Consider the following 25,688-nt stretch of genomic DNA (forward strand, 5'->3'; position numbering starts at 1 on the left):
AAGTCCTTCGGGGGTTGATCACGCTGCCAGCGCGGCGGAGGATTCTTCCTGGTGATCGGCGGTGTGCCGGTCGAGCCTCGCCAGTAGATCGTCCAGGTCGGTGGTGGTGAACCTCCACTGGAACGGCTGTGCCGTGGCGTTGTAGCGGTCTTCGAATGCTCGGAGCCGGTTTCGGACCTCGTCGAGGTCTGTGAAGTCGTTGGGTGAGACGACCTTGCGCTGCACGATGGAGAAGAAGATCTCTATCTGGTTCAGCCAGGAGGCGTGGACGGGTGTGTGGACCATGACGGCGTTCGGGAACCGGGAGGCCAGCCGGTCGATGGCCGACCTGCCGCGGTGCGAGGAGCCGTTATCGACGATGAAGAAGACCCGTTTCGCGCTGGCGTAGGGTTCGTTGCCCATCACCTGCTCAACGAGTCTCATGAACGGCGCGATGCCTGTGCGCTGTTCGCAGCGGCCGAAAACCTCGGCCCGGTGGATGTCGTAGGCGGCCAGGTAGGCCAGGGCTCCGCCGCGCCCGTAGGTGTGGTTGACGCACATCGAACGGGCCTGGCCCGGGGTCACGGTGGGATGGCAGCGGCAGCGGGCCTGGATGGAGGTCTTCTCGTCCGCGGAGATGACGTACTCGCCCTCTTCGAGCGCGGTGCCATCGAAGATGCGCGCGTACAGGTCCAGGACCCGTTGAGCCGTGGCGCGGAAGTTCGGGTCGCGGATGAAGATCCAGGAACGGTGCTGCCAGGGCTTGAGTGCGTCGTCCCTGAGCCAGCGGCGCACAGTGGAGGCGGAGATCGTGTCGGTGACAGCCCGGGTGACGGCCTCACGCGCGAGCTCGGCGCACGACCAGCGCGAGAGCGGGGCTCCGGACTCGGTGGGCAACTGGCAGGCCCGTGCTTTGACTTCGGCGATCTGCAGCGCGGTGAACGTCGGAGGCCGCCCCGACCGCTTGCGGTCGGCCAGGGCGGGCACCCGGCCGGCCGCGAATCGGCCGCGCCAGCGGCGCACGGTGTCCACGTGCGGGTGGGTTTCGGCGGCGATCCGGGCGTTGCTGCGGCCTCGTGCTGCCAGGAGCACGATCGTCGCCCGCTGGCGTGCCTGGTGCGGGGTCTTGTGGCCGTGGGCCAACTTCTTGAGCCGGTGGCGTTCGGCAGCGGTCAGTTCCAAGGGCACGGCGGAGCACACGGGCATGGAAGGAGGGCGGCCCATCTGTCCGTGGTGGAGAACGAAGTGGCGGGGTCGGCTTCCCACAGGGGCCGTTGGCTCGCCAGGGCCGCAGCCTGAGCATCAGACCCCGTGAACCTTTCGGGGCAGAGCCGAATTACTCGTCAGGCGTTGGCGTGAACACCGATGCCACCGGAGACGGTGAGGTTGTCGCCGGTGATGTAGCTGGCGGCGTCCGAGGCGAGGAAGGCCACGGCTTCGGCGATGTCGGCGGGAGCGCCGACGCGGCCGAGCGGGACGCCTTGAGCCCAGGAGTCGATCATTTCCTGGGAGACACCCATCTTGCTGTAGGCGGGGGTGTTGATGATTCCCGGGCTGACGGCGTTGACGCGGATGCGGCGGGGGGCGAGTTCGAGCGCGAGGGACCGCATGAGGGGCAGCAGTGCGCCCTTGGCAGCTGTCATCGCGGCTCCGAGCCCTTCGGCGGCGCCCACGGTGAATACGACCGAGGCGCCCTCGTTGAGGAGCGGCAGCGCCTTTTGCAGGGTGAAGAAGTTTCCCTTGACATTGGTGTCGAACAGGGCGTCGAAGGCGACTTCGTCGGTTGATTCAATCGGGCCGGGGCGGGAGATGCCCGCGTTGAGGAAGAGCAGGTCGAGGGAGCCGAGTTGCCGGCGCGCCTGGTCCATCGCCTGGTCGATGTCCGGCAGGGATCGTGCATCGGCCCGGACAGCCGTGACGTCTTCGGGAAGTCCGGTGTCGGTGACATTGCCGAGGCCGGTGACCATGACGCGGTAGCCGCGGGAGTGAAGCAGTTCGGCGGTCGCCTTGCCGATGCCGCTGGTTCCACCGGTGATCAAAGCTGTGGGTGCAGGCATGATGCGCTCCTTTGCGTACTTCTGGGCGGGAGGTGAGCAGCTCTGTCCGTGGGCAGTGGGCGGTGTCGCGCCACCGCCGCTGGCAGCGTACGACAGTCTGACAGTGACTGCCAAACATGATGTGACTGTCGACCTGACAGTGCTGGGCTAGTCTGGTGGCATGAATCAGGAAGCCAAGTCAGCGACGGGCGCACCGACCACGCTGTGGGACCGAACACGGCAGCTGGCTTCCCAGGAGATCCTGGAGACGGCGCTGCGCCTGTTCACCGAGCAGGGCTACGACGAGACGACCATCGCCCAGATCGCCCGGGAGGCCGGCGTCTCCCAGCGCACCCTCTTCCGCTACTTCGGCGCCAAGGAAGACCTTCTCGGCGGCGGCCAGGACCGGTTCGGGCAGGTCCTGATGGACACCATCAGCGAACAGCCCGCCGACGCCGGTGTCTGGGAGGCCCTGCGCGCAGGGGTTGCTGCCGTACTGGCCTTGCACGACAGCCGAGAACAGGCCCTGGAGCGGTTCCGCCTCCTGCACAACACCGCCTCACTGCGTGCTGGTTGGCTCGAAAAGCGACTGCGGTTCCAGGAGAACCTGCTGCCGCTCATCGAGACCCGTATGGACGCAGCTACCGGCAACGAGAGTGCGAAGGCCCGCGCGGTGATCGCGACGGCGTTCGCATGCCTGGATGCCGCATCGATGACGTGGGTCACCAACGACGGCAAGGGCGAAATCATGGACCTATACGACGAGTGCATGGCTGCGGTGCGCGGCTGACCCGCAGCGGCCAACCAGCCCGGAAACCGTGGACGGAAAGCTGCCACAGACCAGGTCCACATCCGGATCCCCCAGCTGACGTGCAGATGGGCCACGCTGGCGTCATGCGCAACGACACCGGTGGCACGTCCGCTCCGCTACCTGGACTCCATAAGACGAGTGCTCAAGTCAACCCCCGAAGGACTTCCGGAGCCGACCACTAAGGCTGTGGGCGGTCTCGGCCTCGGCGCTGTCGTCGTTCTTGCCGACGGAGGTGGGGCGGCCGAAGAACCCGGCGCTGATGAGCTTCGTGTTGTGTTTGACCATCAGGTCGTAGAAGGCGGCCTGCGTGTACTGCTTCGCCCGCAGGACGCACAGCTATCTGGACCTCGACACGGGCGTCGGCTTCGACACCCAGATCGTGGTCAAGGTGAACGCGCCCGAGGTGCTGCGCCGCCAGCTCGCCGCCGCCCGCTGGCGGGGCGAGCACGTGGCGATGGGCACGAACGTCGGCTGCTACCAGCGCGCCGAGGGCTGTTACCGCCTGATGCCGGGCATCATCGGCGCCCTGACCGAGCACGCGAACCCGTTCTCGATCCTCACCAAGGGCACGCTGATCCTGCGCGGGACCTGGACCTGCTGGTGCGGGCGTCCGAGGTGACGGACGTGGGCATCTCGGTCTCGGTCGGCTTCCTCGACACCGAGCTGTGGCGCACGGTGGAGCCGGGCACGCCCGCGCCCGAGCGGCGCCTGGACGTCGTGCGCACCCTCGGCGGGCACGGCATCGGCTGCGGGGTGCTGATGGCACCGGTCGTCCCGTTCCTGAGCGACCATCCGGACCAACTGCGGGCCACGGTACGGGCGATCGCGGCGGCCGGGGCCACCTCGGTCACGCCGCTGACGCTGCATCTGCGCCCGGGGGCCCGGGAGTGGTTCATGTCCTGGCTCGGCCGGCACCACCCGCACCTGGTGCGGCGCTACGAGCGGCTGTACGCGGCGGGCGCCTACGCGCCGACGTGGTACCAGCGCCGGATCACCCGTCAGGTGCACGAGCTGGCACGGAAGTACGGCATCGGCCCCACGCGCGCGGGGCCGGCCCGCCGGATCCCGCCGCCCGCCGACGCGGCCCCGGACGCGCCGGACGCCGCGGCCGGGCCGGTCCAGCTGACCCTCCTGTGACCGCGGCCGGACGGCGGCGCGCACGACCGTGTCCGGGTGGGAGCGTTCGAGGGCATCGGACGGCGCAATCGGGTCAAGTAAGCCCGTAATACGTTAGCTTCGGCCCCCTGGGCCGGGACGATGCGGCGAACGGCGTGATCATCACGGTCCGCCGACCCCGCCGTCCCGGGAGGACCCATGAGAAGACGCGCAGCCGTGCTGTGCGCTGCCGCCGCCGTGGTGGCGGGCTCGGTCACCGCCGTCCCCGCGCACGGGACCCCGGCCGCCCCCGCCGCCCGGCTCGCCTGGAAGAAGTGCGGCTCCGGCGACTACCCGAAGCTCCAGTGCGCCTTTCTGAAGGTGCCGCTGGACCACGCGAACCCGGCGGGCCGGCAGATCACGCTCGCCCTGTCCCGCGTCCCGCACACGGCGAAGACCTTCCAGGGCCCGCTGCTCGTCAACCCCGGCGGCCCCGGCGGCAGCGGGCTGCGGCTCGCCGGATTCGTCGCCTCCGCGCTGCCGAAGAACGTCGCCGCCCAGTACGACGTCGTCGGCTTCGACCCGCGCGGCGTCGGCGCGTCCTCCCCCGCGCTGGACTGCTCGCCCGGCCACGCCAAGCCGGTGCGCCCGGACTCCCTGCCCGTGACACCGGCGCTGGAACAGGCGAACCTCGCGCGCGCGAAGGCCTTCACCGCCGCCTGCTTCCGCAGACACGCCGACGTACTGCCCTACATCGACACCGTCGGCGCCGTACGCGACATGGACGCCATCCGCGCGGCCCTCGGCGCCCCGAAGCTCAACTACTTCGGCTACTCCTACGGCACCTATCTCGGCGCGGTCTACGCCAAGCTGTTCCCCACGCGGGTGCGCCGCCTGGTGCTCGACTCGATCGTCGACCCGACCGGCGTCTGGTACCGGGACAACATCGGCCAGGACTACGCCTTCGACGACCGCCACCGCGCCCTGATGGCCTGGATCGCCCGGTACGACGCCACCTACCACCTCGGCACGGACCCCGCGAGGATCGAGGCCCGCTGGTACGCGATGCGCGCGGCCCTGGCGAAGAAGCCGGCCGCCGGCAAGATCGGCGCCGCAGAGCTGGAGGACACCTTCGTCCCCGGCGGCTACTACGACGGCTACTGGCCCTACCTCGCCGAGGCGTTCTCGGCGTACGTCCGCGAGGGCGAGACCGGGCCGCTGGTGGAGGCGTACGAGAACCTCGGCGCCGTGGACCACGCGGGAGACAACGGCTACAGCGTCTACTCGGCGGTGCAGTGCCGGGACACCTCCTGGCCCGCCTCCTGGAACCGGTGGCGCACGGACACCTGGCGGGTGTACGACAAGGCGCCGTTCTTCGCCTGGAACAACGCCTGGTACAACGCGCCGTGCGCGTTCTGGCCGGGCGTGCGGCGCGCGCCGGTGAACGTCGCCAACGCCGAGCTGCCGCCGGTGCTGCTCTTCCAGGCGACCGAGGACGCGGCCACGCCGTACCCCGGCGGTGTCCGGGTGCACCGGCTGCTCGCCCGCTCCAGCCTGGTGGTCGAGCAGGGCGGCGGCAACCACGGGATCACGCTGGGCGGGAACCCCTGCCTGGACCGGTATCTGAGCGCCTATCTGGCGGACGGCTGGGTACCGCGCGCTGCCGCCGGTACGGCCGACGCGGTCTGCGCGAAGACCGCCGACCCGAAGCCGCGGACGGGGCGGGCGTCGGCGTCCTCGCCGGGGTGGGCACTTCACCGGTTGCTCGGGACGCGCCCGTAAGGGCGCCGGCGGCGGCCCCTTTTCGGGGCGTTGTCAGTGCCGTGGGTCACCATAGGACCCATGAGCGAACCGATCCGCATTCCCGCCCCCGAGGGCGTCGCGCCCGCCGCCCAGTACAGCCATGTGGTCACCGCGAGCGGGCGGCTCGTCGCCGTGTCCGGTCAGCTTCCCCTGGACGAGAAGGGGGAGTTGGTCGGCGCGGGCGACGCCGCGGCGCAGGCCCGGCAGGTGTTTGAGAATCTGCGGCGGTGCCTGGCCGCCGCGGGCGCCGGATTCGAGCACGTCGTCAAGCTGACCTACTTCGTGACGGACACGGCCCATCTGCCGGCGATCCGCGCGGCCCGCGCCGCCCACATACCCGACGACCGGCTGCCCGCGTCCTCCGCGGTCCGGGTGGCGGGGCTGGTCGCGCCGGAGTTCCTGATGGAGGTCGAGGCGCTCGCGGTGGTGGCCGGGTGAGCGCCCCGGGCGGCCGCTGACCCGGTGTCACCTCGCCTCCCTCTGCTGGGGGATGCACGCCAGGGCGTGCACGGCCGCCTCCGCGAGGGCCGGGTGGGCTAGCGCCTCGTTCAGGACCCGGCGGGCGCGGGGATCGCCGAGGGTACCGAGGCCCTCCACGCACGCGAGGGCGACCCTGCGGTAGGGGTCGTGCGGGCGCAGCCGGCGCTCCAGGGTGGTGATGAGCGCGGGCACGGACTCCGGGGCGCGCAGTGCGGCCAGCAGGCGCACCGGGTGCAGGGCGTAGGCGACGCGCAGTTCGTTGGTGGCGAGGGCGGCGGCGGCGCGGGCGGTGCGCGGATCGCCGAGGCGGGCCAGGGCGTGCGCGGCGGAGGCGCAGCGCGGGGGGTCACGGTGGTTGAGGAGCAGGACCAGCGACTCGAAGGCGCGCCGGTCGCCCGCGCGCCCGAGGCGGAACGCGGCCAGTTCCCTGGCCCACAGCGGCTGTCCTGGGGCGGTGAGCACCTCCGCGAGTTCGTCGTCGTCCTGCGTCGCCAGCAGCCGGTCGAACGCCGCCGAGCCGCGCGACTCCTGCCGTAAGCGCTCCGTGAGCGATCGCAACTCTTCGTCCACGAAGTCCAGCGTAGGCGGGTGGCGGCCGCGGGGGGAGCTACATCACACAGTCCGATGCGAGCGCCCCTCTGGCGCGCTCGTTACCCGCCGGTTAAGCTCAGACGAGCGAGTTACCCACTCGCATCTTCCGCTGGCGACGGTTTGGTGACGCAGCCGCCGCACGCGTAGTCGGTTCGGTACGCCAGTACCGATGTACGGCCGGGCTCCGGGACAGGGCCGGTCGGATTCCCGCCGTTCGTACGGGCGTTGTGCGCGCCCGTGGCACCGGCACCACCGGGCGTGTGCGCTCGCAGCCCGGCAACACCCGCATTCCTCACGCCCCGTGGTGCGTCTTCGGCGCACCCGGCGCGCTCCTCGTCGTCACCCTCTTTTCTGGAGTCCCGCGATGGCCACTCCCCTGTCCCCCCAGTCCGGCACCGCCGCCACACCGAAGACGATCGCCGTCGTCGGTCTCGGCACCATGGGCACCGGCATCACCGAGGTCCTCGTGAAGGCCGGCCGCGAGGTGATCGGCATCGACGTCAGCGAGGCCCAGGCCGCGCGCTGCGTCACCGCCCTTCAGGCCTCCACCGCCCGCGCCGTGGAGCGCGGTCGGCTCACCGAGCAGGAGCGCGCCGACGCCCTCGGCCGGCTGCGCACCGGCACCGACCTCGCGGCGGCGGCCGACGCCGACCTCGTCATCGAGGTGGCCCCGGAGTCGTACGAGGTCAAGCACCGGATCTTCCGCGAGCTGGACACCGTCGTCCGCCCCGACACGATCCTCGCCACCGGCACCAACGCCCTGTCCGTGACCCGGCTCGCCGCGGACTCCGCGCACCCGGAGCGGGTGCTGGGCCTGCACTTCTTCAACCCGGCGCCCGCGATGAAGCTGGTCGAGGTGGTCTCCTCGGTGCTGACCGCGCCGAGCGCCGTCGCCGCCGTCACCGACCTCGCCATGGAGCTCGGCAAGGAGCCCGTCGCGGTCGGCGACCGCCCCGGCTTCGTCGCCGACGGCCTGCTGTTCGGCTACCTCAACCAGGCCGCCGCGATGTACGAGGCCCGCTACGCCTCCCGCGAGGACATCGACGCGGCCATGCGGCTCGGCTGCGGCCTGCCGATGGGCCCGCTCGCCCTGCTGGACCTGATCGGCATCGACACCGCGCGCACGGTCCTGGAGGCCATGTACGCCGAGTCCCGCGACCGGCTGCACGCCCCCGCGCCGATCCTGAAGCAGTTCAGCGAGGCGGGCCTGACCGGCCGCAAGTCCGGGCGCGGTTTCTACAGCTACGAGGCGCCGGGCAGCGCCACGGTCGTCCCGGACGCCCTGACCCCGGCGGACGGGACCACCGGTGCCGCCGGCCGCACCGTCCGCTCGGTCGGCGTCGCCGGCTCGGGCACGATGGCCTCCGGCATCGCCGAGGTGTTCGCCAAGGCGGGCTACGAGGTCGTGCTGGCCGCCCGCAGCGAGGAGAAGGCGCAGGCCGCCAAGGCCCGGATCGGCACGTCCCTGTCCCGCTCGGTCGACAAGGGCCGGCTGACCGCCGAGGCCGCCGCCCAGGTCCTGGACCGGATCACCCCGGCCGGGTCCTACGACGCCTTCGCCGGCGTCGACCTGGCCGTCGAGGCCATCGCCGAGGACCTGGAGGTCAAGCGGGAGCTGTTCCGGACGCTGGACAAGGTCTGCAAGCCCGGCGCGGTCCTCGCCACCACCACCTCCTCGCTGCCCGTCGTCGCCTGCGCCCGCGCCACCTCGCGCCCGCAGGACGTCATCGGCATGCACTTCTTCAACCCGGCGCCCGCGATGAAGCTGGTCGAGGTCGTGCGGACCGTGCTCACGGCCGACGACGTCCACGCCACCGTCCGCGAGGTCTGCGCGAAGATCAGGAAGCACGCGGTGGACTGCGGCGACCGGGCCGGCTTCATCGTGAACGCGCTGCTGTTCCCGTACCTGAACAACGCGATCAAGATGGTCGAGGAGCACTACGCGTCCCTCGACGACATCGACGCCGCGATGAAGCTCGGCGGCGGCTACCCGATGGGCCCCTTCGAGCTGCTGGACGTGGTCGGGCTGGACGTCTCGCTGGCCATCGAGAAGGTCCTGCACCGCGAGTTCCGCGACCCGGGCCTCGCCCCGGCCCCGCTGCTGGAGCACCTGGTGGCGGCGGGCTGCCTCGGCCGCAAGACCGGCCGCGGCTTTCGCGAGTATGCCCGCCGCTGACGGCGTCGGCGACTGGTCCCCCGCGGAGACGGACTGGGGCGGGCTGCTCGATCCCGCCGCGCGTCTCCTCCCCGCCCGGGCAGGCGGTCCCCCGCCCGTCCCGGGTGGGGAAACCCCCACACCTGCGCAAAGAGCTGCGCACATGCAGTACGTTCGGGGCATGTCCCAGCCCGCCAAGTCCTCACGTACACCAGCTACGCCCGACGCGCCGGAAAGTGCCGCAGGCAGTCGCGCCGCCGCCCAGCGGCTCAAGATGCGCCGGGAGCTGGCGGCCGCAGCCATGGAGCTGTTCGCGACCAAGGGGTACGAGGCGACCACGGTCGACGAGATCGCGGCCGCCGCCGGGGTGGCCCGCCGCACCTTCTTCCGCCACTTCCGCTCCAAGGAAGAGGCGATCTTCCCGGACCACGACGACACGCTGGTCCGCGCCGAGGCGGTCCTCAACGCCGCCCCGGCGCACGAGCACCCGCTCGACACCGTGTGCCGCGGCATCAAGGAAGTCATGAAGATGTACGCGGCGCAGCCGGCCATCTCGGTCGCCCGCTACAAGCTCACCCGCGAGGTGCCCACCCTGCGCGAGGCCGAGATCGCCTCGGTGGCCCGTTACGAGCGCCTGTTCACGCGCTACCTGCTCGGCCACTTCGACGAGCACGCGCACGCCGACGACGTGGGCGACGACCCGCTGCTGGCCGAGGTCGCCGCCTCCGCCGTCGTCACCGCCCACAACCACGTCCTGCGGCGCTGGCTGCGGGCGGGCGGGCAGGGGGACGTGGAGACGCAGCTCGACCACGCCTTCGCGATCGTGCGCAAGACGTTCGGCACGGGGATCGGCGCGGGCCGCGGCCCGGCACCGCGGACGCCCGCCGCCCCGGCCACGTCGTCGGTACAGGGGGAGGTCCTGGTGACGGTGGCCCGGACGGACGCCCCGCTGGAGGAGGTCATGCGGACCATCGAGCAGGCACTCAAGGAGCGCTGAGCGCCTCTCCTCCCGTCTCCCGGCTGTGATGACGGCCACCCCTCGGGGTGGCCGTTTTGCCATGTCAGGGCCCGTTTTTGAGCAGAATTCCGGACGCGTTCGATCGATCATCGCTCATTTGTTACGTAAAGATTTCATCTGAGGGCTTGTTCTGGCACTCAGTGCCTTGCCACCTGACACGCGGTGTCATACGTTGAAGGTGTCCGGCCTGTCCCGGCGAGCCCACCAGCTCGTGCGCCGGACGCCTGCGTCACAGGCAACCTCCCGCGCCACAAAGCGCTGCCGAAACACCACTGCGCCGAACCGACGGCACCTTCAGCACCGAAAACCCTCAGCAGCACCGACGAACCCTCAGCGCCCCCTCCCTCAGGGGCGTTCACCGCCGGAGGCAACACCGTGACCATGAAGGACATCCTGGACGCGATCCAGTCGAAGGACGCCACGTCCGCCGACTTCGCCGCCCTGCCGCTCCCCGAGTCGTACCGCGCGATCACCGTGCACAAGGACGAGACGGAGATGTTCGCGGGGCTCTCGACCCGCGACAAGGACCCGCGCAAGTCGATCCACCTCGACGAGGTGCCCGTGCCCGAACTCGGCCCGGGCGAGGCCCTGGTGGCCGTCATGGCCTCCTCGGTCAACTACAACTCGGTGTGGACCTCGATCTTCGAGCCGCTGTCCACGTTCGGGTTCCTGGAGCGCTACGGCAAGGTCAGCGAGCTCACCAAGCGGCACGACCTGCCGTACCACGTCATCGGCTCCGACCTCGCGGGCGTCGTCCTGCGCACCGGCCCGGGCGTCAACGCCTGGAAGCCCGGTGACGAGGTCGTCGCGCACTGCCTGTCCGTCGAGCTGGAGTCGAGCGACGGGCACAACGACACGATGCTCGACCCCGAGCAGCGCATCTGGGGCTTCGAGACCAACTTCGGCGGCCTCGCCGAGATCGCGCTCGTCAAGTCCAACCAGCTGATGCCGAAGCCGGGCCATCTCAGCTGGGAGGAGGCGGCGGCCCCGGGCCTGGTCAACTCCACCGCCTACCGCCAGCTGGTCTCCCGCAACGGCGCCCAGATGAAGCAGGGCGACAACGTCCTCATCTGGGGCGCGAGCGGCGGACTCGGCTCGTACGCCACGCAGTTCGCGCTCGCCGGCGGCGCCACCCCGATCTGTGTCGTCTCCTCGCCCCAGAAGGCCGAGATCTGCCGGAGGATGGGCGCCGAGCTGATCATCGACCGCAGCGCCGAGGGCTACCGGTTCTGGAAGGACGAGAACACCCAGGACCCGCACGAGTGGAAGCGGTTCGGCAAGCGCATCCGTGAACTGACCGGCGGCGAGGACGTCGACATCGTCTTCGAGCACCCCGGCCGCGAGACCTTCGGCGCCTCCGTCTACGTCACCCGCAAGGGCGGCACGATCGTCACCTGCGCCTCGACCTCCGGGTACAACCACGAGTACGACAACCGCTACCTGTGGATGTCCCTCAAGCGCATCATCGGCTCGCACTTCGCCAACTACCGCGAGGCCTGGGAGGCCAACCGCCTCATCGCGAAGGGCAAGATCCACCCGACCCTGTCCAAGGTGTACGCGCTGGAGGAGACCGGGCAGGCCGCCTACGACGTCCACCGCAACCTGCACCAGGGCAAGGTCGGCGTCCTGTGCCTCGCGCCCGGGGAAGGCCTCGGAGTGCGCGACGAGGAGATGCGCGCCCAGCACATCGACGCCATCAACCGCTTCCGCAACATCTGAGGACACGAGGACACCCGAGGTCATAGATGACAGAGCGTCAGCCCGCCGAGAGCAAGCGGGAGAAGGACCGGCCGTGGCTCATGCGCACGTACGCCGGCCACTCCACGGCCGAGGCGTCCAACGAGTTGTACCGGCGCAACCTCGCCAAGGGCCAGACCGGCCTGTCGGTGGCGTTCGACCTGCCGACGCAGACCGGCTACGACCCGGACCACATCCTCGCCCGCGGCGAGGTCGGCCGGGTCGGCGTGCCCGTCTCGCACCTCGGTGACATGCGCCGGCTGTTCCAGGACATCCCCCTGGAACAGATGAACACCTCGATGACGATCAACGCCACGGCCATGTGGCTGCTGGCGCTCTACCAGGTCGTCGCGGAGGAGCAGGGCGCGGACGTCACCAAGCTCCAGGGGACGACCCAGAACGACATCGTCAAGGAGTACCTGTCCCGGGGGACGCACGTCTTCCCGCCGGGGCCCTCGCTCCGGCTGACGACGGACATGATCGCGTACACGGTGTCCCACATCCCCAAGTGGAACCCGATCAACATCTGCAGCTACCACCTCCAGGAGGCCGGCGCCACGCCGGTGCAGGAGATCGCGTACGCGATGTCCACCGCCATCGCGGTCCTCGACGCCGTGCGCGACTCCGGCCAGGTGCCGCCAGAGCGCATGGGCGACGTGGTCGCCCGGATCTCCTTCTTCGTCAACGCGGGCGTCCGCTTCGTCGAGGAGATGTGCAAGATGCGGGCGTTCGGCCGCATCTGGGACCAGGTCACGCGCGAGCGGTACGGCATCGAGAACGCCAAGCAGCGCCGGTTCCGCTACGGCGTCCAGGTCAACTCGCTCGGCCTGACCGAGGCGCAGCCGGAGAACAACGTCCAGCGGATCGTGCTGGAGATGCTGGCCGTGACGCTGTCCAAGGACGCACGCGCGCGTGCCGTCCAGCTCCCCGCCTGGAACGAGGCGCTGGGCCTGCCCCGGCCCTGGGACCAGCAGTGGAGCCTGCGCATCCAGCAGGTGCTCGCCTACGAGAGCGACCTGCTGGAGTACGAGGACATCTTCGAGGGCTCGAAGGTGATCGAGGCGAAGGTGGACCAGCTGGTCGCCGACGCCTTCGCGGAGATCGGCCGGATCCAGGAGATGGGCGGCGCGATGGCCGCCGTCGAGTCCGGCTACCTGAAGTCGCAGCTGGTCTCCTCGCACGCCGAGCGCCGGGCCCGGATCGAGTCCGGCGAGGAGAAGATCATCGGTGTCAACGCCTTCGAGGGCACCGAGCCGAACCCGCTGACGGCCGACCTGGACACCGCGATCCAGACGGTCGACCCGGCGGTCGAGGCCCGCGTCATCGCCGCGCTCCAGCACTGGCGCGACACGCGCTACCAGCCGCCCTTCAACCACCCGCGCCCGTGCAAGGCGCTGGAGCGGCTGAAGCAGGCCGCCAAGGGCACCGAGAACCTGATGGAGGCCACGCTGGAGTGCGCCCGCGCCGGGGTCACGACCGGCGAGTGGGCGGGCGCGCTGCGCGAGGTGTTCGGCGAGTTCCGGGCGCCCACCGGGGTCTCCTCGGCCCCGGTCGCGGTCCCCGTCGAGGCGGGCTCCGCGCTCGCCGACGTGCGCGCCCGGGTCGACGCCACCGCCCGCGACCTCGGGGTCGGCAAGCTGCGCTTCCTGGTCGGCAAGCCCGGCCTGGACGGTCACTCCAACGGCGCCGAGCAGATCGCGGTGCGCGCCCGTGACGCCGGCTTCGAGGTGGTCTACCAGGGCATCCGGCTCACCCCGGAGCAGATCGTGGACGCGGCCCTGGCCGAGGACGTGCACGCGGTGGGCCTGTCGATCCTGTCCGGCTCGCACGCCCAGCTCGTCCCGGACGTGCTCCAGCGGCTGCGTGTGGCCGGTGCCACAGATATACCGGTGATCGCCGGTGGCATCATCCCGAATGGTGATGCCGAGCAGCTCAGGGCCGCCGGAGTAGCCGCCGTCTTCACCCCGAAGGACTTCGACATCACCGGAATCATCGGCGCCATCGTCGACGAGATCCGGAAAGCGAACAAGCTCGACCCCCTGGAGGTCCCCGCATGACGACCCCTGTCAACCGCCTTCGCCCGCGGCGCTCCTGCCTGGCCGTACCGGGCTCGAACCCGCGCTTCCTGGAGAAGGCCCAGGGCCTCCCGGCGGACCAGGTCTTCCTGGACCTGGAGGACGCGTGCGCGCCGCTCGCCAAGCCCGAGGCGCGGCACACCATCGTCAAGTTCCTCAACGAGGGCGACTGGACGGGCAAGACGCGCGTCGTACGCGTCAACGACTGGACGACCGAGTGGACGTACCGCGACGTCGTGACGGTGGTCGAGGGCGCCGGCCAGAACCTCGACTGCATCATGCTGCCGAAGGTGCAGACGGCCGAGCAGGTCGTCGCCCTGGACCTGCTGCTGACCCAGATCGAGAAGACCATGGGCTTCGAGGTCGGCAAGATCGGCATCGAGGCGCAGATCGAGAACGCGCAGGGCCTGAACAACGTCAACGCCATCGCGCAGGCCTCCCCGCGCGTCGAGACGATCATCTTCGGCCCGGCCGACTTCATGGCCTCCATCAACATGAAGTCCCTCGTCGTGGGCGAGCAGCCGCCCGGCTACCCGGCGGACGCCTACCACTACATCCTGATGAAGATCCTGATGGCCGCCCGCGCCAACAACCTCCAGGCGATCGACGGCCCCTACCTGCAGATCCGCAACATCGACGGCTACCGCGAGGTCGCCCAGCGGGCCGCCGCGCTCGGCTTCGACGGCAAGTGGGTGCTGCACCCGGGCCAGGTCGAGGCGTCCAACGAGATCTTCTCGCCCTCCCAGGAGGACTACGACCACGCCGAGCTGATCCTGGACGCGTACGACTACTACACGTCCGAGGCGGGCGGCAAGAAGGGCTCGGCGATGCTCGGCGACGAGATGATCGACGAGGCCAGCCGCAAGATGGCCCTGGTCATCTCCGGCAAGGGCCGGGCCGCCGGCATGCAGCGCACGTCGAAGTTCGAGATCCCCGCCGGCTAAGGAGCCCTGAGCGCAATGCAGTTCGGACGCACGTACGAGGAGTTCGAGGTCGGGGCGACGTACAAGCACTGGCCCGGAAAGACGGTCACGGAGTACGACGACCACCTGTTCTGTCTCCTCACCATGAACCACCACCCGCTCCACATGGACACCAACTACGCCGAGAAGACGACGGACTTCGGCAAGAACGTGGTGGTCGGGAACTACATCTACTCGCTGCTGCTCGGCATGAGCGTGCCGGACATCTCCGGCAAGGCGATCGCCAACCTGGAGATCGAGTCGCTCAAGCACGTGGCGCCGACCTTCCACGGCGACACGCTCTACGGCGAGACGACCGTGCTCGACAAGTGGCCCTCGAAGTCGAAGAACGACCGCGGGATCGTCTACGTCGAGACGAAGGGCTACAAGCAGGACGGCACGCTCGTGTGCACCTTCCGCCGCAAGGTGATGGTGCCGACCGAGACGTACATCAAGGAGCGCGGCGGCGAGCAGCCCGGCCGCCCCGAACTCAACGCACCTACGGAAAAGACGGAGAAGTAGGCCATGGCCCGTCTCGCCCAGACCGCCGGTCTGACCGACGTCCAGCAGGAGATCCTCTCCACCGTCCGGGACTTTGTCGACAAGGAGATCATTCCTGTCGCGACCGAGCTGGAGCACCGCGACGAGTACCCGCAAGCGATCGTCGACGGGCTGAAGGAACTCGGCCTGTTCGGTCTGATGATCCCCGAGGAGTACGGCGGCCTGGGCGAGTCCCTCCTGACGTACGCCCTGTGCGTCGAGGAGATCGCCCGCGGCTGGATGTCCGTCTCCGGCATCATCAACACCCACTTCATCGTCGCGTACATGCTCAAGCAGCACGGCACGCAGGAGCAGAAGGACCACTTCCTGCCCCGCATGGCCGCCGGCGACATCCGCGGCGCCTTCTCGATGTCGGAGCCGGGCCTGGGCTCCGACGTGTCGGCGATCACGTCGAAGGCGGTCAGGGACGGCGACGAGTACGTCCTGAACGGCCAGAAGATGTGGCTGACGAACGGCGGCACGTCCTCGCTCGTGGCCGTTCTCGTCCGCAGTGACGAAGGCCACCCGGAGGGCACGGCCCCGCACAAGTCGATGACGACCTTCCTGGTCGAGAAGGAGCCGGGCTTCGGCGAGGTCCGTCCGGGCCTCACCATCCCCGGCAAGATCGACAAGATGGGCTACAAGGGCGTCGACACCACCGAGCTGATCATGGACGGCCTGCGGCTGCCGGCCGACCGGGTGCTCGGCGGCGTCACCGGCCGCGGTTTCTACCAGATGATGGACGGCGTCGAGGTCGGCCGGGTGAACGTGGCCGCCCGCGGCTGCGGCGTCGCCCAGCGCGCCTTCGAGCTGGGGGTGAGCTACGCCCAGCAGCGGCACACCTTCGGCAAGCCCATCGCCCAGCACCAGGCGATCCAGTTCAAGCTGGCCGAGATGGCCACCAAGGTCGAGGCCGCCCATGCGATGATGGTCAACGCCGCCCGCAAGAAGGACTCCGGGGAGCGCAACGACCTGGAAGCCGGGATGGCGAAGTACCTGGCCTCGGAGTACTGCAAGGAGGTCGTCGAGGACGCCTTCCGCATCCACGGCGGCTACGGCTTCTCGAAGGAGTACGAGATCGAGCGTCTGTACCGCGAGGCGCCGATGCTGCTCATCGGTGAAGGTACCGCCGAAATCCAGAAAATGATCATCGGTCGCAGGTTGCTCGAAGAGTATCGTTTCCAGGGCTGATTGTCCGGGTACGGGGTGTTTTCTTCGAGAAGAAGATCACACCCCGTACTCGTCGTTCAGCCGTTCTTCGGCCGCCGACTCGGCTTCCTGGCTTGCCGAGTTGCGGCCCGCGACCGGTACGATCCCGGGAAAGCCGCCGTCCCCCGTCATACCGCGCGGCATCATCCGCTACGAAGGTCATCCATGCCCCACAGCCAAACCTCTGCACATCGAGACAGCCTGGCCGGCGTACGCCTCGCGCGCGGAGCATCGCCGTGGCTCCTCCCGACCGTCGCCACCGCAGCCCTCAGCCTGGCCCGCGCCCGCCGCTCGGGCGCCGCCAAGGCCGTCGCCGTGCCCGCCACCGCGCTCGCGGCGGGCATGCTGTGGTTCTTCCGCGACCCCGAGCGCGAGATCGCCCGGGGCCGGGTCATCTCGCCGGCCGACGGTGTGGTGCAGAGCATCATGCCGTGGAAGGACGGGCGCACCCGCGTCGCGATCTTCATGAGCCCGCTGAACGTCCACGTCAACCGCGCGCCCCTCGCGGGCACGGTGACGTCCGTCGAGCACGTCCCCGGCGGCTTTGTTCCGGCCTTCAACAAGGAGAGCGAGAACAACGAGCGCGTAGTCTGGCATTTCGACACCGAACTCGGCGACATCGAGATGATCCAGATCGCTGGCGCGGTGGCCCGCCGCATCGTGCCCTACCTCCCCGAGGGCACGAAGGTCGAGCAGGGCGACCGAATCGGTCTGATCCGCTTCGGCTCGCGTGTCGACCTCTACCTGCCCGAGGGCGTGGAGGTCGCGGTCGAGGTCGGACAGAAGACCGTGGCTGGGGTGACTCGCATTGACCGTGATTGATCCGGAGACCCAGGCGGGCTGGGTGCCCGAGGCCGACGAGGTGGACGAAGAAGAGGAGATGCCTCTTTCTCTGCGCCTGTCGATAGCGGACACCCTCACGCTCGGCAACGCCACGTGCGGCTTCATGGCGGTGTACTTCACCACCACCGGCATCCTGATCCCGCACCTGACGGGCAAGGACGAGTCCGCGGGCATGGCGCGGCACAGCGCGGCCACGGCCGTCATCCTGATGCTCTGCGCGGCCGTCTTCGACCTGTTCGACGGACTGGTGGCCAGGAAGCTGCGCTCGTCCCCGATGGGCGCGGAGCTGGACAACCTCTCCGACCTGATCAGCTTCGGGCTCGCGCCCGCGTACTTCGTCCTCGTCTACGGCATGGTCGCCGACGACGCGCACCAGCGGATGGCGGCACTGGGCGCGATCGTGGTGCTGCTGGCGGTCGTGCTCAGACTCGCCCGGTTCTCCTGCGTGACGATGAAGGACGGCATGTTCCAGGGCATGCCCAGCCCGTTCGGGGCGCTGACGGTCGTCTCGATCGTGCTCCTGGAGCTGCCCTTCGTGGCCACGCTCCTGGCCATCCTGGGCACCGCGTGGTTGATGGTGAGCCGTGTGGAGTACCCGAAGCCGCGGGGCCGCCTGGCCGGGGCCATGCTGTCCTGGATCGTGCTGAACATGGGCCTGCTGGCCGCCTGGGCCTTCGACGCGCCCAGCGGGCAGCTGCTGCTCCAGACGGGCTGCGCGCTCCAGCTGGTCATGGGCGCGGTGATCCCGCTGTTCGCCACGGCTCGCCGGGTGAACAACTTCCGCGACAACCGCCGGGAGGCGCGGGCGGCGCAGCTGCCCTGATCCTCCTCACCGGCACCCCGGGTGTGGCCCGAGCCCCTGCGGCTCGGGCCACACCCGTTTCGCGTTCAAGAGCTGCGCCCGATTGCCCGTTGAGCAGTCAATTACGGTTGTTTTCCGCCGAGTTGCGACAGTCCGCACGGGAGAGGACGGTGGATTGGGGGGGATTGCCGTTGGCATGTGCCACGACCCAGGGGGCCCCTCTCGCCATCTCGGACAGGATCCGACCATGACCAAGATCAACATCACAGACCGCAGCATCACGTACCAGTCCACCATCCCGGCGAACGCCGGCGCGGAGGTGACCCTGTTCGTGCGGGAGTACGACGGCACCCCACCCACCCAGGACCACAGGCCGGTGCTGATGCTCCACGGCAGGAGCGCACCGGCGGCCGCGGCCTACGACCTCGTGCTGCCCCACGGCTTCGGCGACGGCGGCGCCGAGGACCGGTACAGCTGGGCGCAGTACCTCGCCAAAGCGGGCTACGACGTGTTCATCATGGACCTCCAGGGCAACGGCGAGTCCACGCGACCGGACGTGATGAACGATCCGTGCAACGCCAACCCGGCCCAGCAACTGCCGGTGCTGGTCCCCAACCCGCTGCCGCAGGCATGTGCCCCTCTCTACCCTCACCAGCTGGGCAACTCCGAGAGCGAGTGGGCGGAGCTGGACGCCGTGGTCCGGATGATCCGGGGTCTGTCCCCCGACCGGGACAAGCCGATCGAGTTCATCGGCTGGTCCGCGGCCGTGTTCGTGATGGGGCCCTACACCATCCAGCACCCGGAGAACGTCGCCCGCCTCATCCTGCTGGCCCCGATCTTCCCGCCCCGGGGCCGCTGGTCCACACAGCCCGGCGACCCCTTCGGCCGCCCGCTCGACCCACAGGGGCTGCCGGTGGCCCTGCCGGTGTCCCAGCCGGCCGTCCTCTTCGGCTTCCCGCTGAACGTCAACAGCAAGTCCGGCTTCGCGAACTCGTGGGACATCGAGCAGGGCAGCCCCGGGCAGCGGGAGCCGGGCATGGACGACCAGGTGTGGGAGACGATGATCGCCACCGACGAGACCGGCCTGAAGTGGGGACCGCCCGCGGTGCCGTACGGCCCGCCCGCGGGCGTGCTGCGCTTCCGGAACACCTACTGGTGGGGCTGGAACGACCAGACCGCACCGCTGGCGGACGCCACGGGCACCCCCGTGCTCGGCGGCCGGGTGCCCGTGCTCATCGTCTACGGCGCCCTGGACAAGCAGGCCAACAACGCGGCCACGCTGCCCCCGGTCGCGCACTTCTCCGTCCCGGACCTCTACGACGCCATCGCCGGGCCGCAGAAGCTCATGTTCTGCTACACGAACGCCGGACACATGATGGCCTGGGAACGCCCGGCCACGTTCCTGCACCACATGTCACGGCAGTGGCTGGACGACGGCAAGGTGGAGGGTCTCACGACCGGGAGCTACCTGCGGGACGCGGACGGCGAGCTCACGCCCCTGCAATAACCGCTGGGCGGGCGCCCCGCCCGCCCGCTGTCCGGCTCCCGCTCAGACCAGCCGGTCTCCCGCGATCCGCTCTGCCACGTCCTCAAGGATCGGCCCGGCGTCCGCCATGCACTTCGCGACGTCGGGCTCCACCGAGGTGAGGGGGTACGCCCGCTCGATCCCCGCTCGCAGCAGCGCCTCCCCGGGAAGCGCCAGCCGTCCGCACACCGCGACCACGGGCTTCCCCGCGGCCCGCGCCGCCGAGGCGACACCCGCCGGTGCCTTCCCGTGCAGTGTCTGCTCGTCCAGCGACCCCTCGCCGGTGATCAGCAGCGAGGCCCGCTCCAGCGCGGGCGCGAAGCCGAGGACGTCGAGCATGACCTCGATGCCGGGGCGGAAGCGGGCGCCCAGGAGGAGGGCGCCGTAGCCGATGCCGCCCGCGGCGCCCGCGCCCGGCGCCGCCGCGTACGCGGCGGCCCGCGGCCCCACGGCCGCCTCCAGCACCTTCGCGTAGTGCGCGAGCGCCGCGTCCAGGGTGTCCACGTCGTCCGGCGAGGCGCCCTTCTGCGGGCCGTAGACGGCCGGTGCGCCCTTCGGCCCGGTCAGCGGGTTGTCGACATCGCTCGCCAGTACCAGTTCGACCGAGGAGAGGCGGGGGTCCAGGCCGGACAGGTCGGCGCGGGCCAGGTCGGCGAGGCCGCCGCCGCCCGGGGGCACCGGCTCGCCGTCCTCGTCCAGGAACCGGGCGCCCAGCGCCGACAGCATCCCGGCGCCGCCGTCCGTCGTGGCACTGCCGCCGACGCCGAACACGATCGTCCGCGCGCCCGCGTCCAGCGCGGCCCGCAGCAGCTCTCCGGAGCCGTACGTCGAGGCGGTCAGCGGCGCGAAGACACCGGCCGGGAGCCGCTGGAGGCCGCTGGCCTCCGCCATCTCCACGACCGCGGTCGTGCCGCGCAGCGCGTACGCGGCCGTCACCTCCTCGCCCAGCGGCCCGGCGACCCGCACCTCGCGCCGCTCGAAACCGGCCGCGACCGCCGCGTCCACGGTGCCGTCGCCGCCGTCGGCCACGGGCAGCGCCTCGACCTCGACGTCCGGCACGACCCGGCGCAGCCCGGCCGTCACCCGCTCGGCGACCTGCACGGCCGTCAGCGAGCCCTTGAACTTGTCCGCGGCGACGAGCACCCGACAGGGCTCGTCCACGCTTGCGTCCGCCACCTTGCTTTCCCCTTGCTCTCCGGGCCCCGCGCACGTCAGGGCCAGTCGCGCCGCTGCGACCATAACCGCAAGCAGCCCCCGCCGTCATGCCCCGACCGAAGGCTGGGAAGCGGCTGGGAGTGCCCGGGGGAAACGGGGAGCGCCCTGGGAAAACGGGTACACCCCAGCCATGACCCTCCAGCCCGCCTCCGCCCCGCAGCGCACCGGGCCGGACCTCGCCGACCGCATCCACGGCGGCTGGCTCGGCCGGATCGCGGGCAACATGCTCGGCAAACCGGTCGAACAGGGCGATGTGTGGACCCGCGACCGCATCGACCGCTACCTGCGCCGGGCCGGGGCGCTGCCGCTCACCGGCTATCTGCCCGAGCCCGTCGACCCGTCCGACCGGGCGGTGCTGCGCCCGGAGTGGCGGGCCTACGTGCGCGGGGGCATCGCGGGCAGCTGCCGCGACGACGACGTGGACTACACGGTCCTCGGTCTGGACCTGCTGGAGACCCACGGCTTCGGCTTCAGCACCGAGCAGGTCGGCGGCCTGTGGCTGCTCAGGCTGCCGTATCTGCAGACCTTCACCGCGGAGCGGGCCGCGTACCGCAACCTCGTCGCGGGGCTCAGGCCGCCGCTGACGGCGACGTACCACAACCCCTACCAGGAGTGGATCGGGGCGCTGATCCGCGCCGACATCCACGGCTGGGTCTGCCCCGGCGACCCGGTCCGCGCCGCCGGGCTGGCCCGCCGGGACGCGGTGCTGTCCCACACCGGCAACGGGGTGCAATGGGGATGTGCGACAGCAGCACTGCGGGGGTAGTGTCGAGCGCATAGGAGATCGCGACGAGGTCATCGACGGTCACAGCACGAGCGCATCGCTCCATCTCCGCGAGAGCGTCGGCCGAGACCGGGTGATCGAGCATCCGGAGCACACAGGCCAGCTCGTCGACGGTCGGCTCTCGCAGCTGGCGGTAGTGGGTGATGGCGTCGGACCCAGCAAGGGACGTGGGAAGGGACGACGGCATACATCGATCATAGGCACGCTCGGCGCGGCCTCCAGGTGGGTTGTCACATAGCTCTCGGCCGTCGTCACACAGACCCGTGACGGGTCCCGGGAGCGGCACCATCCGCGCTCTTTCGGGCTGAGGCTGAGTGCCAGAGGAGGCGCACCTCCACGAAGAATTTCAGGTCAGCCTCGCCATCGCAGCCAGTACAGCGCCCGCCCCGTGCAGTGGCGCTCATCAGGTCCGAGTCGACTGGCCAGTGAGTGGCATTCCGAGTCGTATTCCAATTTTCAATAGAGTGCCGATAGGCATTCGGTTCACTCTGAACAAGGCGGACAACATGTTCGAACACGACTCTTCCGCTGATCGCGGCGTGGCGCTCCAGAGGGTGGATTGATGGCGTTGACCGCTGCGGAGATCGCCGACATTCGGCGCTACGCCCAGGAACTGGCCGACCATGCGCCCCCACTCACCCCCGAGCAGCGGGACCGCCTGAAAGCCCTGCTCCGGCGCAAGCCGACCGAGTCGAAGCCGATCGCCGCCGAGAAGCGGCCCCCACCAGGCCGGTGTTCCAGCACCAGACCGACAGGGGCCAGTCCATCCAGCACATGCCGAAGACCCGGCTTCTCGCTCGCCAGCGACCGGGCCCCCAACAATTGACGCCCTCGCCGGGGCGGTACCCGTCGGGCCGGACACCGACATCGACGGCGTATGCGCAAGCGCCCTCATCAACGCGCTCGCCGAACTCGAACTCCTGCAGCACCAGGCGGCCGGACCCGCCACCGGCTGACGACCTCGGCCGCGCCCAGAGCGGGGCGCGACCACCACCCCTGTCCACTCGCGCGGCGGCCCTGCCTGCAGGGGGCACCCTCCCGCCTCGCCTCGCAAAACGGATCCCGATGCGCACACGAGAAAGGGGATCGGCGCCCACTCCGATCCCCACTCCGACGCCTACCGGGACTTCCAGGTCGACCATTTGGGCGTGCAGAGCGTGTAGACCGAGATCCCGATGCCTCCGCAAATCTCCCCCTGGGTGGCAGGCACGTCACGGCCCCGGCAGGGCTCGCCGTACCCGGGCTCAGAGCCCTGCGGCACGGCTGGCATGCTGGGCCGCTGTAGTGAGCCAGTCAACGTGGGAGTGATCGTGGTACACCGACACGACAGCAGCGAAACGCTGATCGACCCGGCCTACACCGGCCGCCTGGATTGCACGCGAGTTCCGAAGAACAGGATGCCCGACCAGGAGACGGCGCCCCAGGCGGTCTACCGGATGATCCACGACGAGTTGCTGCTGGATGGCAGTTCACGGCTGAACATGGCGACGTTCGTGACGACGTGGATGGACCCAGAAGCCGAGAAGCTGATGGCCGAGACATTCGACAAGAACATGATCGACAAGGACGAGTATCCGCAGACCGCGGAGATCGAACGCCGCTGTGTCAACATCGTCGCGAGTCTCTTCCACGCGCCTGTGGAGGGCGACGCGGTCGGCGTCTCCACCCTCGGCTCCTCCGAGGCGGTCATGCTCGGCGGTCTCGCCATGAAGTGGAAGTGGCGTCAGCGCCGCCAGGCCGCCGGACTCTCCTCGGACCGCCCCAATCTGGTGATGGGCTCCAACGTCCAGGTGGTGTGGGAGAAGTTCTGCCGCTACTGGGACGTCGAGCCCCGCTACGTGCCCGTGGCCCACGACCGGTTCACCGTCGACCCCGACGAGACCCTGACCTATGTGGACGAGAACACCATCGGCGTCGTGCCCATCCTGGGCACCACCCACACCGGCGAGTTCGAGCCCATCAAGGCCATCCACGACAAGGTTGTGGCCTACAACGCCGAGCACGGCACCGACATCGCGATCCACGTCGACGCCGCCTCAGGCGGTTTCGTCGCCCCGTTCCTCCACCCCGACCTGGAGTGGGACTTCCGGCTCCCGCAGGTGAAGTCGATCAACGTATCCGGCCACAAATACGGCCTCACCTACCCCGGCATAGGCTTCGTCGTGTGGCGCTCGGCCGAGGACCTGCCCGAGGACCTGATCTTCCACGTGAACTACCTGGGCGGCGACATGCCCACATTCACCCTCAACTTCTCCCGCCCCGGCAACCAGGTCATCGGGCAGTACTACAACTTCGTACGCCTGGGCCGGGAGGGCTACACCAAGATCATGACCGGGCTGCGGAACACGGCGCACTATCTCGCCAACGGCATCGCGAAGCTCGGTGTCTTCGACGTGATCAGCGACGGCACCGACATCCCCGTCGTCTCGTTCAAGCTCAACGACCCGAGCAGGTTCACGGTCTTCCACGTCTCCGACGAACTGCGCCGCCACGGCTGGCAGGTGCCCGCCTACACCATGCCACCGAACGCCGAGGACATCGCCGTCCTGCGCATCGTGGTCCGCGAGGGCTTCGGGCGCGATCTCGCAGAATCCCTCCTGGCCGCCATCGGCAACGCGGTCGACCGGCTCACCACCACCCCGCCAGCCCACACGGCCGAATCCGGCTTCTCCCACACCTGACGGCCGCGGACTGCTCCGGCACAGGGAAGACCCAGGTCAACTGAAGGCTGTCCGGCGGAGGATCTTCGAGAGCCGGCCATGGGGTTATCCCATGGCCGCTCGGGCCGCGTCGAGAAACGTCAGTCGGTTGTCCTCCAGGTAGTCCCGCACGCTCTCACCATCGGGCAAGCCTTCCCACACGGTCCGATTGAGGTCGAGGAAGTACGCGCGCGGCGTCATGCACGGGCGGGGGAAACTGGATGCGGATGAGCCGCTCCGCGACCCATGATGTCCTGCGTCTTCAGGTACCAGGCGTGAGTGTCGTTGAACTCGGGAGGCCGGCTGAACGCGGAGCGTTCCGCGTCCGCCGTCGCCTCGATGAACCGCTCCAGCAGCGCCGGCCGTTCGGCGCGCAGGGGCTCTGACAAAGCGATCTGCTGCGGATGTTGTTCGGCACGTTCCACCGACAACTGAGTGCTGTGCTGGACGAGATAGGACAACAAGCCGCCGAGGACGAGCCACCCAAGGATATGAGTGACACCCAGATCTGACCTGCCATGGCGCTCATAGTCCCATGCTGTCGGTCTACGAGGATTCAGGGGCTGCGGCGCCTCTCGCGCAGGGCGAGTCGACGTCCTTCTCCACGCACGGTCGTGGCCGCGGCGCACCGCACCAGCAGTTGAGATGATCTCGCTACGGCTGCTGTGGTCACGGCATCGGAAGCTCACCGCCGTCGCGGCCCCGCCGTGATTCGCCGCCCCATTTGGATGAGGTGTGCCGGCCCGAGTGGGCGAGGGGATACCGGCTCCCAGTGGGCTTACGGGGTGTGAAGTACTGTGCCCCGCGACAGGCTCATCACAAGGGGGCGGAGATGGAAGGCAACCACGTACGCGCAGGTGACGTCGTGCTCGGGCACGGCCTGCACTGGCGTGGAGTGATTCGCACCCGACGGGCCGTCGTCACCACGACGCTCGCCGTCGGCGGGCTTGTCGTGTCGCTCAACTACGGTGGCCTGCTGGGCAGCGCGCACAGCCACGAGTCGGTGACGTCCCGGGTGGTCGCCGGCATTAGCGCGGGTGTCTTCCTGGTGGCCGCGCTGTTCGCGGTGCGCGGGGCCACGGATGATCTGGTGAAGCTTCTGGCGGGGCGGATCAGCGACAGCCGGTCCGTCGCCCTGCGGGTCCTCTGTCTGCTCTTCGGCTACGCGCTGGTCATCCTTGGCGCGCTCAGCCTGATCCGGGTGCCGTGGGAGAAGCTCCTGCTGGGCGGCGCGTTGACCGGAGTGATCCTCGGGATCGCCGCCCAGCCGGTCCTCGGCAACATCTGCGCCGGTCTGGTGCTGCTGGTCTCTCACCCCTTCACGATCGG

21 protein-coding genes and 2 pseudogenes are annotated in these 25,688 nt (G+C 69.8%); 17 read left to right on the plus strand and 6 right to left on the minus strand.

Going from position 1 to position 25,688, the window contains the following annotated elements; translation table 11 throughout:
• Positions 1-18 precede the first annotated feature (18 nt).
• Together ACFC8N_RS18100 and ACFC8N_RS18105 are read right to left on the minus strand one after the other, a co-directional pair.
• Positions 19-1,185 carry an IS630 family transposase gene (locus ACFC8N_RS18100; RefSeq protein ID WP_376288755.1) on the minus strand — a complete coding sequence of 389 codons (1,167 nt, stop codon included), beginning with the start codon at positions 1,183-1,185 and terminating at the stop codon, positions 19-21.
• 137 nt (positions 1,186-1,322) lie between these two features.
• Positions 1,323-2,036: an SDR family NAD(P)-dependent oxidoreductase gene (locus ACFC8N_RS18105; RefSeq protein WP_376288756.1), complete on the minus strand. Its 714-nt coding sequence runs from the start codon at positions 2,034-2,036 to the stop codon at positions 1,323-1,325.
• A gap of 160 nt (positions 2,037-2,196) precedes the next feature.
• Here ACFC8N_RS18105 and ACFC8N_RS18110 point away from each other — a divergent pair, with 160 nt between their 5' ends.
• Entirely contained in the window at positions 2,197-2,805 is a 609-nt protein-coding gene (locus ACFC8N_RS18110) for a TetR/AcrR family transcriptional regulator (protein ID WP_376288757.1), read from the plus strand.
• A 168-nt stretch (positions 2,806-2,973) separates the two neighbouring features.
• Here the strand turns inward: ACFC8N_RS18110 and ACFC8N_RS18115 are convergent, their stop codons facing one another.
• Positions 2,974-3,111 (minus strand): hypothetical protein, encoded by a 138-nt coding sequence (locus tag ACFC8N_RS18115; protein ID WP_376288758.1) that lies wholly within the window; start codon positions 3,109-3,111, stop codon positions 2,974-2,976.
• Between the two features lie 16 nt (positions 3,112-3,127).
• Between ACFC8N_RS18115 and ACFC8N_RS18120 the strand changes: the two are divergent.
• The 3 genes and pseudogenes from ACFC8N_RS18120 to ACFC8N_RS18130 all read left to right on the plus strand — a co-directional run.
• A pseudogene (locus ACFC8N_RS18120) lies at positions 3,128-3,963 on the plus strand (radical SAM protein); the annotation flags it as partial.
• 177 nt (positions 3,964-4,140) lie between these two features.
• Entirely contained in the window at positions 4,141-5,703 is a 1,563-nt protein-coding gene (locus ACFC8N_RS18125) for an alpha/beta hydrolase (RefSeq protein WP_376288759.1), read from the plus strand.
• 60 nt (positions 5,704-5,763) lie between these two features.
• The gene (locus ACFC8N_RS18130) at positions 5,764-6,162 is read left to right on the plus strand and encodes a RidA family protein (RefSeq protein WP_356025427.1); all 399 of its coding nucleotides are present in this window, start codon (positions 5,764-5,766) and stop codon (positions 6,160-6,162) included.
• 27 nt (positions 6,163-6,189) lie between these two features.
• Here the strand turns inward: ACFC8N_RS18130 and ACFC8N_RS18135 are convergent, their stop codons facing one another.
• On the minus strand, positions 6,190-6,774 hold the full coding sequence (locus ACFC8N_RS18135; RefSeq protein ID WP_376288760.1) for an adenylosuccinate lyase: 585 nt from the start codon (positions 6,772-6,774) through the stop codon (positions 6,190-6,192).
• A gap of 385 nt (positions 6,775-7,159) precedes the next feature.
• Here ACFC8N_RS18135 and ACFC8N_RS18140 point away from each other — a divergent pair, with 385 nt between their 5' ends.
• The 10 genes from ACFC8N_RS18140 (at position 7,160) to ACFC8N_RS18185 (ending at position 19,643) form a co-directional block, all read left to right on the plus strand.
• A complete protein-coding gene (locus tag ACFC8N_RS18140) occupies positions 7,160-8,971 on the plus strand; it encodes a 3-hydroxyacyl-CoA dehydrogenase family protein (protein WP_376288761.1) in 1,812 nt (603 codons plus the stop codon).
• A gap of 160 nt (positions 8,972-9,131) precedes the next feature.
• A complete protein-coding gene (locus ACFC8N_RS18145) occupies positions 9,132-9,947 on the plus strand; it encodes a TetR family transcriptional regulator (protein WP_356025421.1) in 816 nt (271 codons plus the stop codon).
• Positions 9,948-10,349: 402 nt separating this feature from the next.
• The gene (ccrA, locus tag ACFC8N_RS18150) at positions 10,350-11,687 is read left to right on the plus strand and encodes a crotonyl-CoA carboxylase/reductase (RefSeq protein ID WP_376288790.1); all 1,338 of its coding nucleotides are present in this window, start codon (positions 10,350-10,352) and stop codon (positions 11,685-11,687) included.
• 26 nt (positions 11,688-11,713) lie between these two features.
• Positions 11,714-13,762 carry a protein meaA gene (locus tag ACFC8N_RS18155; RefSeq protein ID WP_376288762.1) on the plus strand — a complete coding sequence of 683 codons (2,049 nt, stop codon included), beginning with the start codon at positions 11,714-11,716 and terminating at the stop codon, positions 13,760-13,762.
• Complete coding sequence (locus ACFC8N_RS18160; RefSeq protein WP_376288763.1) at positions 13,759-14,724, plus strand: HpcH/HpaI aldolase/citrate lyase family protein; 966 nt, start codon at positions 13,759-13,761, stop codon at positions 14,722-14,724. The genes ACFC8N_RS18155 and ACFC8N_RS18160 overlap by 4 nt, the downstream gene beginning before the upstream one ends.
• 15 nt (positions 14,725-14,739) lie before the next feature.
• Positions 14,740-15,264: a MaoC family dehydratase gene (locus ACFC8N_RS18165; protein WP_356025415.1), complete on the plus strand. Its 525-nt coding sequence runs from the start codon at positions 14,740-14,742 to the stop codon at positions 15,262-15,264.
• Positions 15,265-15,267: 3 nt separating this feature from the next.
• Positions 15,268-16,473 (plus strand): acyl-CoA dehydrogenase family protein, encoded by a 1,206-nt coding sequence (locus ACFC8N_RS18170; protein WP_356025414.1) that lies wholly within the window; start codon positions 15,268-15,270, stop codon positions 16,471-16,473.
• Positions 16,474-16,656: 183 nt separating this feature from the next.
• On the plus strand, positions 16,657-17,313 hold the full coding sequence (locus ACFC8N_RS18175) for a phosphatidylserine decarboxylase (RefSeq protein WP_071384624.1): 657 nt from the start codon (positions 16,657-16,659) through the stop codon (positions 17,311-17,313).
• A 22-nt stretch (positions 17,314-17,335) separates the two neighbouring features.
• Positions 17,336-18,157 (plus strand): CDP-diacylglycerol--serine O-phosphatidyltransferase, encoded by an 822-nt coding sequence (gene pssA, locus ACFC8N_RS18180; protein WP_356025455.1) that lies wholly within the window; start codon positions 17,336-17,338, stop codon positions 18,155-18,157.
• A 226-nt stretch (positions 18,158-18,383) separates the two neighbouring features.
• Positions 18,384-19,643: an alpha/beta fold hydrolase gene (locus ACFC8N_RS18185; protein WP_376288764.1), complete on the plus strand. Its 1,260-nt coding sequence runs from the start codon at positions 18,384-18,386 to the stop codon at positions 19,641-19,643.
• 42 nt (positions 19,644-19,685) lie between these two features.
• On the opposite strand, the gene ACFC8N_RS18190 is transcribed toward ACFC8N_RS18185, so the two are convergent.
• The gene (locus ACFC8N_RS18190; protein ID WP_376288791.1) at positions 19,686-20,804 is read right to left on the minus strand and encodes a glycerate kinase; all 1,119 of its coding nucleotides are present in this window, start codon (positions 20,802-20,804) and stop codon (positions 19,686-19,688) included.
• 202 nt (positions 20,805-21,006) lie between these two features.
• Here ACFC8N_RS18190 and ACFC8N_RS18195 point away from each other — a divergent pair.
• Positions 21,007-21,633 (plus strand): annotated as a pseudogene (locus ACFC8N_RS18195) (ADP-ribosylglycohydrolase family protein); the annotation flags it as partial.
• Positions 21,634-22,970: 1,337 nt separating this feature from the next.
• Positions 22,971-24,341 carry a glutamate decarboxylase gene (locus ACFC8N_RS18200; RefSeq protein ID WP_376288765.1) on the plus strand — a complete coding sequence of 457 codons (1,371 nt, stop codon included), beginning with the start codon at positions 22,971-22,973 and terminating at the stop codon, positions 24,339-24,341.
• 215 nt (positions 24,342-24,556) lie between these two features.
• Here ACFC8N_RS18200 and ACFC8N_RS18205 read toward each other — a convergent pair whose 3' ends face one another.
• Positions 24,557-24,823 carry a hypothetical protein gene (locus ACFC8N_RS18205; protein ID WP_376288766.1) on the minus strand — a complete coding sequence of 89 codons (267 nt, stop codon included), beginning with the start codon at positions 24,821-24,823 and terminating at the stop codon, positions 24,557-24,559.
• A 368-nt stretch (positions 24,824-25,191) separates the two neighbouring features.
• Here ACFC8N_RS18205 and ACFC8N_RS18210 point away from each other — a divergent pair.
• The coding region (locus tag ACFC8N_RS18210) for a hypothetical protein (protein WP_376288767.1) at positions 25,192-25,688 on the plus strand (497 nt) is incomplete at its 3' end.

The organism is Streptomyces sp. NPDC055966, assembly GCF_042269865.1.
Lineage (GTDB): Bacteria > Actinomycetota > Actinomycetes > Streptomycetales > Streptomycetaceae > Streptomyces.

What these genes read in the sequence shown, in the direction of transcription:
- ACFC8N_RS18100 (WP_376288755.1), bottom strand. Translation starts at nt 1,185, where the DNA reads ATGCCCGTGTGCTCCGCCGTGCCCTTGGAACTGACCGCTGCCGAACGC.
- ACFC8N_RS18105 (WP_376288756.1), bottom strand. Translation starts at nt 2,036, where the DNA reads ATGCCTGCACCCACAGCTTTGATCACCGGTGGAACCAGCGGCATCGGC.
- ACFC8N_RS18110 (WP_376288757.1), top strand. Translation starts at nt 2,197, where the DNA reads ATGAATCAGGAAGCCAAGTCAGCGACGGGCGCACCGACCACGCTGTGG.
- ACFC8N_RS18115 (WP_376288758.1), bottom strand. Translation starts at nt 3,111, where the DNA reads ATGGTCAAACACAACACGAAGCTCATCAGCGCCGGGTTCTTCGGCCGC.
- ACFC8N_RS18125 (WP_376288759.1), top strand. Translation starts at nt 4,141, where the DNA reads ATGAGAAGACGCGCAGCCGTGCTGTGCGCTGCCGCCGCCGTGGTGGCG.
- ACFC8N_RS18130 (WP_356025427.1), top strand. Translation starts at nt 5,764, where the DNA reads ATGAGCGAACCGATCCGCATTCCCGCCCCCGAGGGCGTCGCGCCCGCC.
- ACFC8N_RS18140 (WP_376288761.1), top strand. Translation starts at nt 7,160, where the DNA reads ATGGCCACTCCCCTGTCCCCCCAGTCCGGCACCGCCGCCACACCGAAG.
- ACFC8N_RS18145 (WP_356025421.1), top strand. Translation starts at nt 9,132, where the DNA reads ATGTCCCAGCCCGCCAAGTCCTCACGTACACCAGCTACGCCCGACGCG.
- ccrA (WP_376288790.1), top strand. Translation starts at nt 10,350, where the DNA reads ATGAAGGACATCCTGGACGCGATCCAGTCGAAGGACGCCACGTCCGCC.
- ACFC8N_RS18155 (WP_376288762.1), top strand. Translation starts at nt 11,714, where the DNA reads ATGACAGAGCGTCAGCCCGCCGAGAGCAAGCGGGAGAAGGACCGGCCG.
- ACFC8N_RS18160 (WP_376288763.1), top strand. Translation starts at nt 13,759, where the DNA reads ATGACGACCCCTGTCAACCGCCTTCGCCCGCGGCGCTCCTGCCTGGCC.
- ACFC8N_RS18165 (WP_356025415.1), top strand. Translation starts at nt 14,740, where the DNA reads ATGCAGTTCGGACGCACGTACGAGGAGTTCGAGGTCGGGGCGACGTAC.
- ACFC8N_RS18170 (WP_356025414.1), top strand. Translation starts at nt 15,268, where the DNA reads ATGGCCCGTCTCGCCCAGACCGCCGGTCTGACCGACGTCCAGCAGGAG.
- ACFC8N_RS18175 (WP_071384624.1), top strand. Translation starts at nt 16,657, where the DNA reads ATGCCCCACAGCCAAACCTCTGCACATCGAGACAGCCTGGCCGGCGTA.
- ACFC8N_RS18185 (WP_376288764.1), top strand. Translation starts at nt 18,384, where the DNA reads ATGACCAAGATCAACATCACAGACCGCAGCATCACGTACCAGTCCACC.